Origin of the sequence: Streptomyces phyllanthi (assembly GCF_009377205.1) — a bacterium.
Classification (GTDB): Bacteria; Actinomycetota; Actinomycetes; order Streptomycetales; family Streptomycetaceae; genus Streptomyces; species Streptomyces phyllanthi.
The window spans coordinates 1-14,343 of the sequence record NZ_VJZE01000226.1 but is presented as its reverse complement, the minus strand read 5'-3'; the positions used below and the strand labels follow the sequence as shown (position 1 = coordinate 14,343).

General features: G+C 70.5%; 11 protein-coding genes. All 11 read left to right on the top strand.

The genetic code is table 11. The features are described from left to right. Positions 1 to 107 precede the first annotated feature (107 nt). Positions 108 to 1,445: an OFA family MFS transporter gene (locus FNH04_RS27100; RefSeq protein ID WP_152788418.1), complete on the top strand. Its 1,338-nt coding sequence runs from the start codon at positions 108 to 110 to the stop codon at positions 1,443 to 1,445. Then, positions 1,411 to 1,548, top strand: a complete 138-nt coding sequence (locus tag FNH04_RS46710) for an MFS transporter small subunit (RefSeq protein ID WP_194236833.1) — start codon at positions 1,411 to 1,413, stop codon at positions 1,546 to 1,548. Before FNH04_RS27100 ends, FNH04_RS46710 begins: the two co-directional genes overlap by 35 nt. A gap of 224 nt (positions 1,549 to 1,772) precedes the next feature. Continuing rightward, positions 1,773 to 2,711: a beta-ketoacyl-ACP synthase III gene (locus FNH04_RS27095; protein ID WP_152788417.1), complete on the top strand. Its 939-nt coding sequence runs from the start codon at positions 1,773 to 1,775 to the stop codon at positions 2,709 to 2,711. Positions 2,712 to 2,859: 148 nt separating this feature from the next. Then, positions 2,860 to 3,537, top strand: a complete 678-nt coding sequence (locus FNH04_RS27090) for a GntR family transcriptional regulator (protein ID WP_152788416.1) — start codon at positions 2,860 to 2,862, stop codon at positions 3,535 to 3,537. A 262-nt stretch (positions 3,538 to 3,799) separates the two neighbouring features. Continuing rightward, positions 3,800 to 4,981, top strand: coding sequence for an ROK family transcriptional regulator (locus FNH04_RS27085; RefSeq protein WP_152788415.1), 1,182 nt, complete (start codon positions 3,800 to 3,802; stop codon positions 4,979 to 4,981). Positions 4,982 to 5,296: 315 nt separating this feature from the next. Beyond that, positions 5,297 to 6,823: a sugar ABC transporter ATP-binding protein gene (locus FNH04_RS27080; RefSeq protein WP_152788414.1), complete on the top strand. Its 1,527-nt coding sequence runs from the start codon at positions 5,297 to 5,299 to the stop codon at positions 6,821 to 6,823. Then, positions 6,820 to 7,842 (top strand): ABC transporter permease, encoded by a 1,023-nt coding sequence (locus FNH04_RS27075; RefSeq protein ID WP_152788413.1) that lies wholly within the window; start codon positions 6,820 to 6,822, stop codon positions 7,840 to 7,842. The genes FNH04_RS27080 and FNH04_RS27075 overlap by 4 nt, the downstream gene beginning before the upstream one ends. Positions 7,843 to 8,014: 172 nt before the next feature. Beyond that, on the top strand, positions 8,015 to 9,052 hold the full coding sequence (locus tag FNH04_RS27070) for a substrate-binding domain-containing protein (protein WP_152788412.1): 1,038 nt from the start codon (positions 8,015 to 8,017) through the stop codon (positions 9,050 to 9,052). 109 nt (positions 9,053 to 9,161) lie between these two features. Then, on the top strand, positions 9,162 to 10,469 hold the full coding sequence (locus FNH04_RS27065) for a Gfo/Idh/MocA family protein (RefSeq protein WP_152788411.1): 1,308 nt from the start codon (positions 9,162 to 9,164) through the stop codon (positions 10,467 to 10,469). 36 nt (positions 10,470 to 10,505) lie between these two features. Next, positions 10,506 to 11,510, top strand: coding sequence for a sugar phosphate isomerase/epimerase family protein (locus tag FNH04_RS27060; protein WP_152788410.1), 1,005 nt, complete (start codon positions 10,506 to 10,508; stop codon positions 11,508 to 11,510). Between the two features lie 174 nt (positions 11,511 to 11,684). Beyond that, on the top strand, positions 11,685 to 14,237 hold the full coding sequence (locus FNH04_RS27055; RefSeq protein WP_322723970.1) for a PQQ-dependent sugar dehydrogenase: 2,553 nt from the start codon (positions 11,685 to 11,687) through the stop codon (positions 14,235 to 14,237). Positions 14,238 to 14,343: the final 106 nt, after the last annotated feature.

The following is a 14,343-nucleotide window of genomic DNA, read 5'->3' as shown; positions in this document are numbered from 1 at the left end:
GTGCCACCGACCGTTCGTCGCGCGCGGGACACCGTTCACCGCATACGGTCGACGAGTTGGGCGTGCCGGGTTTCCAAGTCCTCCTACGATTCCTATCGTTCGGGATCATGAGCCCCCCTGTAGCACCGCCCGGCTGGAGCCGCTGGCTCGTCCCCCCGGCCGCCCTCTCGGTCCATCTCTCCATCGGACAGGCCTACGCCTGGAGCGTGTTCAAGCCGCCGCTGGAGTCCGCGCTCGGCCTGAGCGGCACGCAGAGCGCGCTGCCGTTCCAGCTCGGCATCGTCATGCTCGGCCTGTCCGCCGCGTTCGGCGGCACGCTCGTGGAGCGCAACGGGCCGCGCTGGGCGATGACCGTGGCCCTCGTCTGCTTCTCCTCCGGCTTCCTGATATCCGCGCTCGGCGCCGCCGTCGAGCAGTACTGGCTGATCGTGTTCGGCTACGGCTTCGTCGGCGGTATCGGACTCGGCATCGGCTACATCTCGCCCGTCTCGACGCTGATCAAGTGGTTCCCCGACAGGCCCGGTATGGCCACCGGCATCGCCATCATGGGCTTCGGCGGCGGCGCCCTCATCGCCTCGCCCTGGTCCGCACAGATGCTGGAGTCCTTCGGCTCGGACCCCTCCGGGATCGCGCTGGCCTTCCTCGTGCACGGACTGTCGTACGCCGTCTTCATGTCGCTCGGTGTGCTGCTGGTGCGCGTACCGAGGACCGAGAAGCCGGTCGACTCGGCACCGGGTGTGTTCGACGGCGTGCAGGTCTCGGCGCGCAACGCCATCCGCACCCCGCAGTTCTGGTGCCTGTGGGTGGTGCTCTGCATGAACGTGAGCGCGGGCATCGGCATCCTGGAGAAGGCCGCCCCCATGATCACGGACTTCTTCGCCGACTCTTCCACACCGGTCTCCGTCACCGCTGCCGCCGGGTTCGTCGCGCTGCTGTCGGCGGCCAACATGGCGGGCCGGATCTGCTGGTCGTCGACCTCCGACCTGATCGGGCGCAAGAACATCTACCGCGTCTACCTGGGCGTGGGTGCCCTGATGTATCTGCTGATCGCGCTGTTCGGGGACGCATCCAAGCCGCTGTTCGTGATCTGCGCGCTGGTGATCCTCTCCTTCTACGGCGGCGGCTTCGCGACCATCCCCGCCTATCTGAAGGACCTGTTCGGCACCTACCAGGTCGGCGCGATCCACGGCCGGCTGCTCACCGCCTGGTCCACGGCCGGCGTGCTCGGGCCGCTGATCGTCAACTGGATCGCCGACCGGCAGGAGGAGGCGGGCAAGCACGGCGCCTCGCTCTACGGCCTGTCCTTCTTCATCATGATCGGCCTGCTCGCCGTCGGCTTCGTCGCCAACGAGCTCGTCCGGCCCGTCCACGCCCGCCACCACATCCCCGCACCGAGGGAGGCCACCGCCGATGCCGTCCAGCGACAGCAGTCCGAATCCGCCTGACCGACGGGCCCTGATCGCCGTCTCCTGGCTGTGGGTGGGAGTGCCGCTCGCCTACGGCCTGTACGAACTCGTGCGGAAGGCCACGCAGCTGTTCACCGGGTGAGACGAAAGCGGACAGAACGACCTGTCCGCCGCCGGGCGCGGAGTGGCGTGCCGGTCCCGTGGACGACTGCGCGGTCGTTCACGGGACTGCTCGGGCGTCCCGGGGGCTGATGGAAGCCCACAACTCGGACGCGCCAATCCTGTGTCTGTACGTGCCCTCGTACTGGTGAGTCACTGATCAGACTGGTGGATCCCGCTACCCGAGGCACAAGGGGGAGACCACCCATGAACGGCTCGCGCATCGCCGCCGTCGGCCACTACCAGCCCGCCAAGGTACTCACCAACGCAGACCTGGCGGGCATGGTCGACACCAGTGACGAGTGGATCGCGAGCCGGGTGGGCATCCGTACGCGCCACATCGCCGGGCCCGACGAGCCGGTCGACGAACTGGCCGCGCACGCCGCCGCGAAGGCGCTCGCCACCGCGGGCCTCGCCCCGGACGCCATCGACCTGGTCGTCGTAGCCACGTCCACGGCCATCGACCGCTCCCCGAACACCGCCGCCCGGGTCGCCGCCCGCCTCGGCATCCCCTCCCCGGCCGCGATGGACGTCAACGTCGTCTGCGCCGGCTTCACCCACGCGCTCGCCACCGCCGACCATGCCGTACGCGCGGGCGCGGCGAGCCGCGCCCTGGTCATCGGCGCCGACAAGATGTCCGAGGTGACGGACTGGACCGACCGTACGACCTGTGTGCTCGTCGGCGACGGCGCCGGTGCGGCCGTCGTCGAGGGCGCCGACCACCCCGCCATCGGCCCGGTGCTCTGGGGCTCGGTGCCCGAGATGGGGCACGCGGTGCGGATCGAGGGGACGCCCCCGCGGTTCGCACAGGAGGGGCAGAGCGTCTACCGCTGGGCGACCACGCAGCTGCCGGCCGTCGCGCGACGGGCGTGCGAGCGGGCGGGGCTCGTGCCCGAGGAACTCGCCGCGGTCGTACTGCACCAGGCCAACCTGCGCATCATCGAACCGCTCGCCAGCAAGATCGGCGCGGTGAACGCCGTGGTGGCGCGGGATGTGACCGACTCCGGGAACACCTCGGCGGCGAGCATCCCGCTGGCCTTCTCCAAGCTGGTCGAGCGCGGCGCGATCTCCAGCGGAGACCCGGTGCTGCTGTTCGGTTTCGGCGGCAACCTGTCGTACGCGGGGCAGGTCGTCCACTGCCCGTGAGCGCGCCCCGTGATCACCGGTGGCGCCGATGTGACGAGGCCAACTCCCCCTGGGCCTGGTCACTGTGAACCGTAGACTGTAGACGAAAGACAATTCATACTGGCTTTCCGGCTGCTGCCGCGCCGCCGTTGCCCTGGAGGGGGACGCGATGTTGTCGACAGGACTGCCGCAGGGGGCGGTGCCCAGGCTGGAGCGACCCGGCCCGCTGCGCGACCGCGTGTACGAGGCGCTGCTCGAACTCATCACGACACGCGCGCTCCAGCCCGGTCAGCACCTGGTCGAGAGCGAGCTCGCGGGCCATCTCGGGGTCTCCCGGCAGCCGGTGCGCGAAGCCCTGCAGCGGCTGAACACCGAGGGCTGGGTCGATCTGCGGCCCGCCCAGGGCGCGTTCGTGCACGAGCCGACCGAGGAGGAGGCCGACCAGCTCCTCACCGTACGCACGCTGCTGGAGGCCGAGGCGGCCCGGCTCGCCGCCGCCAACGCGGGCACGGCGGGCATCACGGCCCTGGAGGAGCTGTGCGCCGAGGGCGAGCGCGCGGTCGCCGCCGACAACGTGGACGCCGCGGTCGCGATGAACGCCCGCTTCCACGCCCAGGTCATGGAGCTCGCGGGCAACGCGGTCCTGGCCGAGCTCGCCGGCCAGGTCGACCGCCGTGTCCGCTGGTACTACACGCCGGTCGCCCGGCAGCGCGGACAGCAGTCCTGGATCGAGCACCGCGAACTGATCGCCGCGATCGCGGCCCGTGACGAGCAGCGCGCCACGGAGGTCATGCGCGCCCACACGGAACACACACGCCGGACGTATCACGCCCGCGAGCAGTCCTGAGCGGGGACGTCGTTCGAGCGGGTGAGTGAGGGCCGGTCGCGCGGTTCCCCGCGCCCCTGACGGGGTGCGGCCTCGCACCACCGGCCCAGGTTCGCGATATCCAGCCCCCTCTTTGTCCTCCCAGTGGAGAAAGTCTCCACCAATTCCCGCGCAACTTCTTCCCTCATTCGGCAGCCACTGCTACGTTCCCCTCGAAAGCACGCACGAACACAGGCCGATGGGGAACACAGGCCGGTTGAGGCGGGAGGGGCTCGTGAGACGTATGACGGCTCGACCCGCGAACGCGCACCAGGCGCGGCTGCTGCGGCTGTTGCGGGACGGCGGCCCCAACTCCCGGGCACAGCTCGGCGATCAGGTCGACCTCTCCCGGTCGAAGCTGGCCGTCGAGGTGGACCGGCTGCTGGAGACGGGCCTGGTCGTGGCCGACGGACTCGCCGCCTCACGCGGTGGCCGCCGCTCCCACAACATCCGGCTCGCTCCCGGGCTCCGCTTCCTCGGTGTCGACATCGGCGCGACCTCGATCGACGTCGCCGTCACCAACGCGGAGCTGGAGATACTCGGCCATATCAACCAGCCCATGGACGTACGGGAAGGTCCCGTCGCCGTTTTCGAACAAGTCCTTTCCATGGCGGCCAAGTTGAAGGCCTCCGGGCTCGCGGAGGGGTTCGACGGCGCCGGTATCGGCGTCCCCGGGCCGGTCCGCTTCCCCGAGGGCGTCCCGGTCGCTCCGCCGATCATGCCCGGCTGGGACGGGTTCCCGGTACGGGAGGCGCTCAGCCAGGAACTCGGCTGCCCGGTCATGGTCGACAACGACGTGAACCTGATGGCGATGGGGGAGCAGCACGCGGGCGTCGCGCGCTCCGTGGGCGACTTCCTCTGCGTCAAGATCGGCACCGGTATCGGCTGCGGCATCGTCGTCGGCGGTGAGGTGTACCGCGGTACGACGGGCAGTGCCGGCGACATCGGGCACATCCTCGCGGTACCGGACGGCCGCCCGTGCGCGTGCGGCAATCGGGGCTGCCTGGAGGCCTACTTCAGCGGCGCCGCGCTCGCCCGCGACGCCACGGAGGCCGCCCAGCAGGGTCTTTCGGCGGAACTCGCGTCCCGTCTGGAGGCGGGCGGCGGCCTGAGCGCCGTCGACGTCGCCGCCGCGGCCGCCGCGGGCGACGCCACCGCGCTCGACCTCATCCGCGAGGGCGGCAACCGCACCGGCCAGGTCATCGCCGGACTCGTCAGCTTCTTCAACCCGGGCCTGGTGGTGATCGGCGGCGGTGTCACCGGCCTCGGTCACACCCTGCTCGCCGCCATCCGCACCCAGGTCTACCGCCAGTCGCTCCCGCTGGCGACCGGCAATCTGCCCATCGTCCTGTGCGAGCTGGGCCCCACCGCCGGAGTCATCGGCGGGGCCCGGCTGATCAGCGACCACCTGTTCTCACCCGCCTAAGCAAGCCCCAGCGGTACTGCGAGCCCCGTGGTACCCCGAGTCCAGTGGTACTCCGGTCCGGGAGTGCTCAAGTCCAGTGGTGCTCCGGTCCGGGAGTGCTCAAGTCCAGTGGTACTCCGGTCCGGGAGTGCTCAAGTCAGCTGTAACCAAGCGCACTTGTGCTCCAGACCCGAGCCGTACCGCGGTACGGCTCACCCCGCACAACGCCCCGCCCCGACAGGCCCGGCCCAGTCCCTGCCCGGCCCTGCCCTGAACGCCTGCCCGGCAGGCGCACCACCCTGAAACCGGCCCGCACGCCCGCCGAGGGGAACCGTCATGGCACCAGAATTACCCCTGCTCACCATGTCCGGCATCACCAAGTCGTTCCCCGGAGTCCGGGCCCTGGACGGCGTCGACCTCGATGTCCAGGCCGGTGAGGTGCACTGCCTGCTCGGCCAGAACGGCGCCGGGAAGTCCACGCTCATCAAGGTCCTCGCGGGCGCCCACCAGCCCGACGACGGCACGATCCGGTGGCGTGGCGAGCCGGTCACGCTCCGCTCGCCCATCGCCGCCATGCGCCTCGGCATCGCCACCATCTACCAGGAACTCGACCTGGTGGAGGGCCTGTCCGTGGCCGAGAACGTCCACCTCGGCCATGAGCCCACGGCCGCCGGCTTCGTCGTACGGGGAAAGGCGGCACGAGAGTCGACAGCCGCCCTGCTGGGGCGACTCGGCCACCCGGAGATCGATCCGGCACGGCTCGTCGGTGATCTGTCCGCCGCCCAGCAGCAGATCGTCTCCATGGCGAGGGCACTCTCCCACGACGTACGCCTCATCGTCATGGACGAGCCGTCCGCCGCGCTCGACCCGGACGAGGTCGACAACCTGTTCCGGATCGTGGGCGACCTGACCGCCGCGGGGGTCGCCGTCGTCTACATCTCGCACCGCCTGGAGGAGATCCGCCGCATCGGCGACCGGGTGACCGTACTGAAGGACGGACGCGCGGTGGCGGGCGGGCTGCCCGCGAAGACCACGCCGACGCGCGAGGTCGTGGCGCTGATGACGGGACGGAACGTCGAGTACGTGTTCCCGGACCGACCGCCGCAGCCCTCGGGCACGCCTCCTGGAGAACCGATTCTGCAGGTCCGCGGGCTCGCCCGTGAGGGGGAGTTCGAGCCCCTCGACCTCTCCGTGCACCCCGGCGAGATCGTGGGACTGGCGGGGCTTGTCGGTTCAGGGCGCTCCGAAATCCTGGAGACCGTCTACGGCGCCCGCAAGCCCACCGCCGGTCAAGTCCTCGTCGACGGGCGGCCGTTGAAGCCGGGAAGCGTACGCGCCGCCGTCCGTGCCGGGCTCGGTCTTGCCCCCGAGGAGCGCAAGGCGCAGGCCCTGCTGATGCTGGAGTCCGTCACCCGGAACGTGTCGGTCTCCTCCATGTCCCGCTTCTCGCGCGGCGGCTGGATCGACCGGGGCGCCGAGCTCGGGGCCGCGCGCGCCGCGACGCGCGAGCTGTCACTGCGCCCCGACAACCCGTCGGTGCCGGTGCGCACCCTCTCCGGCGGCAACCAGCAGAAGGCCGTCCTCGCCCGCTGGCTGCTGCGCGGCTGCCGGGTCCTGCTGCTCGACGAACCCACCCGGGGCGTCGACGTCGGCGCCCGCGCCGAGCTGTACGCGGTGGTCCGCCGCCTCGCCGACGAGGGCCTGGCCGTGCTGCTGGTCTCCAGCGAAGTCCCCGAAGTGCTCGGCCTCGCCGACCGCGTGCTCGTCCTGCGCGAGGGCCGTGTCGTGCACCGGGCGCCCGCCCGCGAACTGGACGAACACCGCGTCCTCGACCTCGTCATGGAAGGAAGCCCGGTGTCATGACGCAGCCTGTGTCCCCGCCCCGGAGCGGTACCGACAAAGTGACACCTGTCAGTGAACCCCCCGCCTGGCGCGCCCTGGCAACCCGGGCCGATGTCCGCACCCTCTCGCTGCTCGGCGTCCTGGCCGTGCTCGTCCTCATCGGCGGCATCACCAAGCCCGACGAGTTCCTCGACACCCGCAACCTCCAACTCGTCCTCACCCAGGCCTCGGTGATCGGAGTCGTCACCGTCGGCATGACCTTCGTCATCACCTCCGGCGGTATCGACCTCTCCGTCGGCGCGATCGTCGCGCTGGCGTCGGTGTGGGCGACGACGGTCGCCACCCAGGAGTACGGCTTCGCGGGCATCCTCTTCACGGCGGTCATCGTGGGGGTCGGGTGCGGGCTGGTGAACGGACTGCTCATCGCGTACGGCGGCATTGTCCCCTTCATCGCCACGCTCGCCATGTTCGCCTCGGCCCGCGGACTCGCCCTCCAGATCACCGACGGCAAGACCCAGATCGTCACCGTGGACGGCATCCTCGACCTCGGCGAGCGTGAGGCGTACGTGCTCGGCGTCCCGCCGCTCGTCCTCGTCTTCGCCGTGGTCACGCTCATCGGCTGGGCGCTGCTGAACCGCACGACGTTCGGCCGGCGCACGGTCGCCGTCGGCGGCAACGCGGAGGCGGCCCGGCTCGCCGGTATCGACGTACGGCGGCAGCGGCTGTACCTGTACCTGCTCTCCGGACTGTGCTGCGGTGTCGCCGCGTTCCTGCTGATCGTGCTGTCCGGGTCGGGCCAGAACACCAACGGCAACCTGTACGAGCTCGACGCCATCGCCGCCGCGATCATCGGCGGCACCCTGCTCAGCGGCGGCCGCGGCACCATCACGGGCTCCGTGCTCGGCGTCCTGATCTTCACCACGATCACCAACATCTTCGCTCTGAACAACCTGCAGAGCGACGTCCAGCAGATCGCCAAGGGCGCGATCATCGTCGCCGCGGTCCTGGTCCAGCGGCGTACGGCGAGTACGACGACCTGAGACGTACGGCAGGCACGACCACGTTGGCGTGCGGTCGGCACGACGACCTGAGACATACGGCGGCACGACCACGTTGGCGTGCGGTCGGCACGACGACCTGAGACATACGGCAGGCACGACCACCTTGGCCTGCGGCAAGCACGACCACCTGACACGGGAAGGCCCCACCGCCATGGCACACCTCACGAGCCGCAGAGGACTGCTCTTCGGGACCGCCGCGGTCTCGGCCGGCGCTCTCCTCGTCGGCTGCACCAGCAACGAGTCCGACAGCGACAACGCGGCGGGCGAGCAGCCGGCCGCCGACGACAAGCCCGGCAAGGAGGTCACGATCGGCTTTGCCGGGCCCCAGGCCGACCACGGCTGGCTCAACGCGATCAACGAGAACGCCAAGAAGCGCGCGGAGAGGTACGAGGACGTCACGCTGGAGATCACCGAGGGCTCCAACGACACCGCGCAGCAGATCGGCCAGATCGAGACCCTGATCAACAAGAAGGTCGACGTCCTCGTCGTCCTGCCCGCCGACGGCAAGGCACTCACCCGGGTCGGCCTGAAGGCGATGCGCGCCGGCATCCCCGTCGTCAACCTCGACCGGATCTTCAACTCCCCGCAGGCGTACCGCTGCTGGATCGGCGGCGACAACTACGGCATGGGCCTCAACGCCGGGCACTACATCGGCGAGAAGCTCAAGGGGAAGTCGGACGCCCGCGTCATCGAGCTGGCCGGGATCGACAACCTGGAGCTCACCAAGCAGCGCACCCAGGGCTTCGACGACGCGCTCAAGAACTACCCGAACATCAGGAAGGTGGCCCGGCAGGCCGCCGAGTTCACGGTGGAGTCCGGGCAGGCCAAGATGGCCCAGCTGCTCCAGGCCCAGTCGAAGTTCGACGCGCTGTGGAACCACGACGACGACCAGGGCGTCGGCGCGCTGCGGGCCATCGAGCAGGCCGGGCGCGACGACTTCCTGATGGTCGGCGGCGCGGGCGCCCTGTCCGCCTTCCAGGCCATCAAGCAGGACGAAGGGGTCCTCAAGGCGACCGTCCTCTACCCGCCGACCATGGCCGCGTCCGCGATCGACCTGGCCCGCGCACTCGGCCAGAGCAAGGGCGTGAGCGGGCTCGCCGAGTTCGAGATCCCGGCCTCGCTGACGCTCTACTCGGCGGTCGTCGACAAGGACAACGTCGACCAGTACATGCCCACCGGCTTCAAGTGATGCGCCCGATCCCCGGGTCCGGCCGGTGTGACCCAGGGTCCGGCCGGTGTGACCCACGGATCAGTAACCACCCCCCAACCGCGCCATGACGAACGAGGAGGACCTCCGTATGGGACAGCCGCAACAGCCCGACGAAGCCGGGGCAGGTGCCGCGACGGCAGCCACGGCCGGGGCGGCGGTCGCGACCGGGGCAGGCACGGCCGAGGCGGTCACCGGGTCCGGGAACGGCGCGGGCGCGACCGTCACCAAGCCCACGCTCGGCGTCGGCATGGTCGGCTACGCCTTCATGGGCGCCGCCCACTCCCAGGGCTGGCGCACCGTGGGCCGTGTCTTCGACCTGCCGCACCAGCCGGTCCTCGCCGCGATCTGCGGCCGGGACGGAGCCGCCGTGCGCGCGGCGGCGGACCGGCACGGCTGGGCTGCGGCCGAGACCGACTGGCGGGCCCTGATCGAGCGCGACGACGTCGACCTCGTCGACATCTGCACCCCCGGCGACAGCCACGCCGAGATCGCCCTCGCCGCGCTGGCCGCGGGCAAGCACGTGCTCTGCGAGAAACCCCTCGCGAACACCGTCGCGGAGGCCGAGGCGATGGCCGAGGCAGCCGAAGCGGCCCGAGCGCGCGGCCGGTTGGCGATGGTCGGCTTCAACTACCGCCGGGTGCCCGCCACCGCCCTGGCCCGGCGGATGGTGGCCGAGGGCCGGCTCGGAGCCCTGCGGCACGTACGGGTGACCTACCTCCAGGACTGGCTGGTGGACCCGGAGTTCCCGCTCACCTGGCGGCTGCGCAAGGAGTCGGCCGGCTCCGGCTCGCTCGGCGACCTGGGCGCGCACATCGTCGACCTCGCGCAGTACCTGGCGGGGGAGCGACTCGCCGGGGTGTCCGCGCTCACCGAGACGTTCGTACGGGAACGGCCGCTTCCCGTCGGCGCCACCAGCGGCCTGTCCACCGTGTCGTCCGCGGGCACCGGCCAGGTCACCGTGGACGACGCGGCCCTGTTCACCGGCCGCTTCACCTCCGGCGCCCTCGCCTCCTTCGAGGCCACCCGGTACGCCACCGGACGCAAGAACGCCCTGCGCATCGAACTCAACGGCGAGCGCGGCTCGCTGGCCTTCGACCTGGAACGCCTCAACGAGCTCTCCTACCACGACGGTGCCGAGCCCGCCGCCCATGCCGGCTTCCGCCGCATCCTCGTCACCGAACCGGACCACCCCTACCTGGAGGCCTGGTGGCCGCCGGGCCACGGCCTCGGCTACGAGCACTCCTTCGTCCACCAGGCCCGCGATCTCGTCCACGCGATCGCCGAGGGCCGGGAGCCGCAGCCGTCCTTCGCCGACGGACTGCAGGTGCAGCGCGTCCTCGCGGCCGTGGAGGAGAGCGCCGAGAAGAACTCCGTCTACACGCCGATAGCAGTCTGACCGCCGTCCCACCGCGGCCCTGAGGAGGCCTTGCGAATGCCGCGCACCTTCACGCTCTTCACCGGCCAGTGGGCCGACCTGCCCCTGGAAGAGGTCTGCCGCCTCGCCCGCGACTTCGGCTACGACGGGCTCGAACTCGCCTGCTGGGGCGATCACTTCGAGGTCGACAAGGCGCTCGCGGACAGCTCGTACATCGACGGGCGCCACCAGCTCCTGGAGAAGTACGGCCTCAAGTGCTGGGCGATCTCCAACCATCTGGTCGGCCAGGCCGTCTGCGACGCCATCATCGACGAACGCCACCAGGCCATCCTGCCGGCCCGCATCTGGGGCGACGGCGAGCCCGAGGGCGTACGGCAGCGGGCCGCCGCCGAGATGGCCGACACCGCCCGGGCCGCCGCGGCCTTCGGTGTGGACACGGTCATCGGCTTCACCGGTTCGGCGATCTGGCACCTGGTCGCCATGTTCCCGCCCGCGCCCGAGTCCATGATCGAGCGGGGCTACGAGGACTTCGCCACCCGCTGGAACCCGATCCTCGACGTCTTCGACGCCCAGGGCGTGCGGTTCGCGCACGAGGTCCACCCGAGTGAGATCGCGTACGACTACTGGACCACCCACCGCGCCCTGGAGGCGGTCGGCCGGCGCCCCGCCTTCGGACTGAACTTCGACCCCTCGCACTTCGTGTGGCAGGACCTCGACCCGGTCGGCTTCCTCTGGGACTTCCGCGACCGGATCTACCACGTCGACTGCAAGGAGGCCCGCACACGGCTCGACGGACGCAACGGCCGCCTCGGCTCCCATCTGCCCTGGGGCGATCCGCGCCGCGGCTGGGACTTCGTGTCGGCCGGTCACGGCGACGTCCCCTGGGAGGACGTCTTCCGGATGCTGCGCTCCATCGACTACAAGGGCCCGATCTCCGTCGAATGGGAGGACGCCGGCATGGACCGGCTCCAGGGCGCGCCCGAGGCGCTGACCCGCCTCAAGGCGTACGACTTCGAGCCGCCGTCGGCCTCGTTCGACGCGGCGTTCGGCGGCAACGACTAGCCGGTGCCGGTCGAGTTCAACGACTGGCCGCTGCTGGCCCACTTCCACGACTGGCCGCTGCCGGTCCAGTTCAACGACTGGCCGCTGCCGGTCCACTTCAGTGACTTCCGGGGTGACGGCGCACCCCGGCGTACCGCACCCGCCCGTACAACCGGCCCCTTTCTGGAGGCACCCGTGCACGGGATCGACCGCAACACCAGCACCGAAAGAACCCGGAGCGACAGACGACGCCCGACGTTCCGCACCGCACTCGCCCTGTTCAGTGGCGTACTGCTCGCGGGCTCCTGTCTCTCCCTCACCGCACCCCCGGCCGGCGCAGCCGTCGCCGCGGCTGGTGACGTCTCCGCGGGGGGTGGTGTCTCCGCGGTGGGTGACGTCTCCGCCGCGGCCGAGGACTTCCAGCAGGTCACCCTCGCCAAGGGGGAGCCCGAGGTGGGCGAGCCCATGTCGCTCGCGGTCCTGCCTGACCGCTCCGTCCTGCACACCTCGCGCGACGGGGAGCTCCGCCTCACCGACGCCGCGGGCAACACGAAGCTCGCGGGCAAGCTCGACGTGTACGCGCACGACGAGGAGGGCCTCCAGGGCATCGGCGTCGACCCGGGCTTCTCCGACAACCGCTTCATCTACCTCTATTACGCGCCTCCGCTGGACACCCCGGCGGGCGACGCCCCCGAGACCGGTACGGCTGCCGACTTCGCGCCGTTCGACGGCGTCAACCGGTTGTCGAGGTTCGTCCTGAAGACCGACGGCACACTCGACACAGCCAGTGAGAAGAAGATCATCGACGTCCCGGCGTCCCGCGGCATCTGCTGCCACGTCGGCGGCGACATCGACTTCGACAGGGACGGCAACCTCTACCTGTCGACGGGCGACGACACCAACCCGTTCCAGTCGGACGGCTTCACCCCCATCGACGAGCGCGCCAACCGCAACCCGGCCTTCGACGCCCAGCGCACTTCCGGCAACACCAACGACCTGCGCGGCAAGATCCTGCGTATCAAGGTCGACGCCGACGGTTCGTACTCCATACCCGACGGCAACCTCTTCGCACCCGGCACGGACAAGACGCGCCCCGAGATCTACGCGATGGGCTTCCGTAACCCGTTCCGCTTCAGCGTCGACAAGGAGACGGGGATCCTCTACGTCGGCGACTACGGCCCGGACGCGGGCGCCGCCGACCCGAACCGCGGCCCGGCCGGACAGGTCGAGTTCGCACGTGTCACCGGTCCCGGCAACTTCGGCTGGCCGTACTGCACCGGCGACAACGACGCCTACATCGACTACGACTTCGCGACCGGCGCCTCGGGCTCGGCCTTCGACTGCGCCGCCCCGAAGAACACCTCGCCGAACAACACCGGTCTGACCGAACTGCCTCCCGCCCAGCCTGCCTGGATCCCGTACGACGGCGGTTCCGTACCGGAGTTCGGCAGCGGCTCCGAGTCCCCGATGGGCGGCCCGGTCTACCACTACGACGCCTCGCTCGACTCCCCGGTGAAGTTCCCGGAGGCGTACGACGGTGACTTCTTCGCCGGTGAGTTCGGCCGCCGCTGGATCAAGCGGATCGCGAGCGACGACAACGGGACCGTGCAGTCGATCAACGACATCCCGTGGACCGGCACCCAGGTCATGGACATGGCCTTCGGACCGGACGGCGCCCTCTATGTCCTCGACTACGGCGTCTCCTGGTTCGGCGGCGACGAGCACTCGGCCCTGTACCGCATCGAGAACGCCACCGACGGCCACTCGCCCGTGGCCCAGGCGGCGGCCGACCGCACATCGGGTCAGGCGGCGCTGAAGGTCCGCTTCTCCTCGGCCGGATCGTCGGACGCGGACGGCGACGCGCTCAGCTACAGCTGGGACTTCGGCGACGGCGGTACGTCCACGGCGGCGAACCCGACGCACAAGTACAAGAAGAACGGCACCTACACGGCCACGCTGACCGCCAAGGACCCCGCCGGCCGCACCGGCAGCGCGAGCGTGCAGATCGTGGTCGGCAACACCGCGCCGAAGGTGGTGCTGGAGCTCCCGAAGGACGGACAGCTGTTCGCGTTCGGTGACGCAGTGCCGTTCAGGGTGAAGGTCACCGACCCCGAGGACGGCCGGACGATCGACTGCTCGAAGGTCAAGGTCACGTTCGTCCTGGGCCACGACAGCCACGGTCACCCGGTGACGTCCGCCAACGGCTGCACCGGCACGATCCAGACCAGCGCCGACGGAGGCCACGACGACGACGCCAACATCTTCGGGGTCTTCGACGCCGAGTACACCGACGGCGGAGGCGGTGGGCAGGCCCCGCTGACCACCCACGACCAGAGCGTCGTCCAGCCCAAGCACCGCCAGGCCGAGCACTACGGTGACTCGTCAGGCGTCACGGTGCAGTCGAAGGAGAGCGCGCACGGCGGGAAGACCGTCGGCGACATCTCCGACGGCGACTGGATCTCCTTCAAACCGTACGTCCTGGCCAACGCCACGAAGATCACCGCCCGGGTGGCGTCCGGGGGCGCGGGAGGCAAGCTCGAGGTCCGCGCGGGCTCTCCGACCGGTCGGCTCCTCGGCAGGGCGACCGTGCCGGTGACCGGCGGCTGGGAGGACTTCCAGGACGTCAGCGCGAACCTGTCACGGGCGCCGCGTGACACCACCACGCTCTACCTGGTGTTCAGGGGGAGCGGGAGTGGCGGGCTCTTCGACGTGGACGACTTCGTCTTCACGACGTCTTCGACGGGCTGAGGGGTGGCCGACATGAGAGCAACGAGACGATGGGGCACGGTCGCTGTCGGCACGGCGTTGCTGCTCGGGTGCGTGTCGGGGCCTGCGGTGTCGCAGGGTTCGGGCG

Bases quoted from the DNA above. Each gene is read 5' to 3' on its own strand.
- FNH04_RS27075 (WP_152788413.1), top strand. From the start codon at position 6,820: ATGACGCAGCCTGTGTCCCCGCCCCGGAGCGGTACCGACAAAGTGACA.
- FNH04_RS27095 (WP_152788417.1), top strand. From the start codon at position 1,773: ATGAACGGCTCGCGCATCGCCGCCGTCGGCCACTACCAGCCCGCCAAG.
- FNH04_RS27100 (WP_152788418.1), top strand. From the start codon at position 108: ATGAGCCCCCCTGTAGCACCGCCCGGCTGGAGCCGCTGGCTCGTCCCC.
- FNH04_RS27090 (WP_152788416.1), top strand. From the start codon at position 2,860: ATGTTGTCGACAGGACTGCCGCAGGGGGCGGTGCCCAGGCTGGAGCGA.
- FNH04_RS27065 (WP_152788411.1), top strand. From the start codon at position 9,162: ATGGGACAGCCGCAACAGCCCGACGAAGCCGGGGCAGGTGCCGCGACG.
- FNH04_RS27060 (WP_152788410.1), top strand. From the start codon at position 10,506: ATGCCGCGCACCTTCACGCTCTTCACCGGCCAGTGGGCCGACCTGCCC.
- FNH04_RS27080 (WP_152788414.1), top strand. From the start codon at position 5,297: ATGGCACCAGAATTACCCCTGCTCACCATGTCCGGCATCACCAAGTCG.
- FNH04_RS27085 (WP_152788415.1), top strand. From the start codon at position 3,800: ATGACGGCTCGACCCGCGAACGCGCACCAGGCGCGGCTGCTGCGGCTG.
- FNH04_RS27070 (WP_152788412.1), top strand. From the start codon at position 8,015: ATGGCACACCTCACGAGCCGCAGAGGACTGCTCTTCGGGACCGCCGCG.
- FNH04_RS46710 (WP_194236833.1), top strand. From the start codon at position 1,411: ATGCCGTCCAGCGACAGCAGTCCGAATCCGCCTGACCGACGGGCCCTG.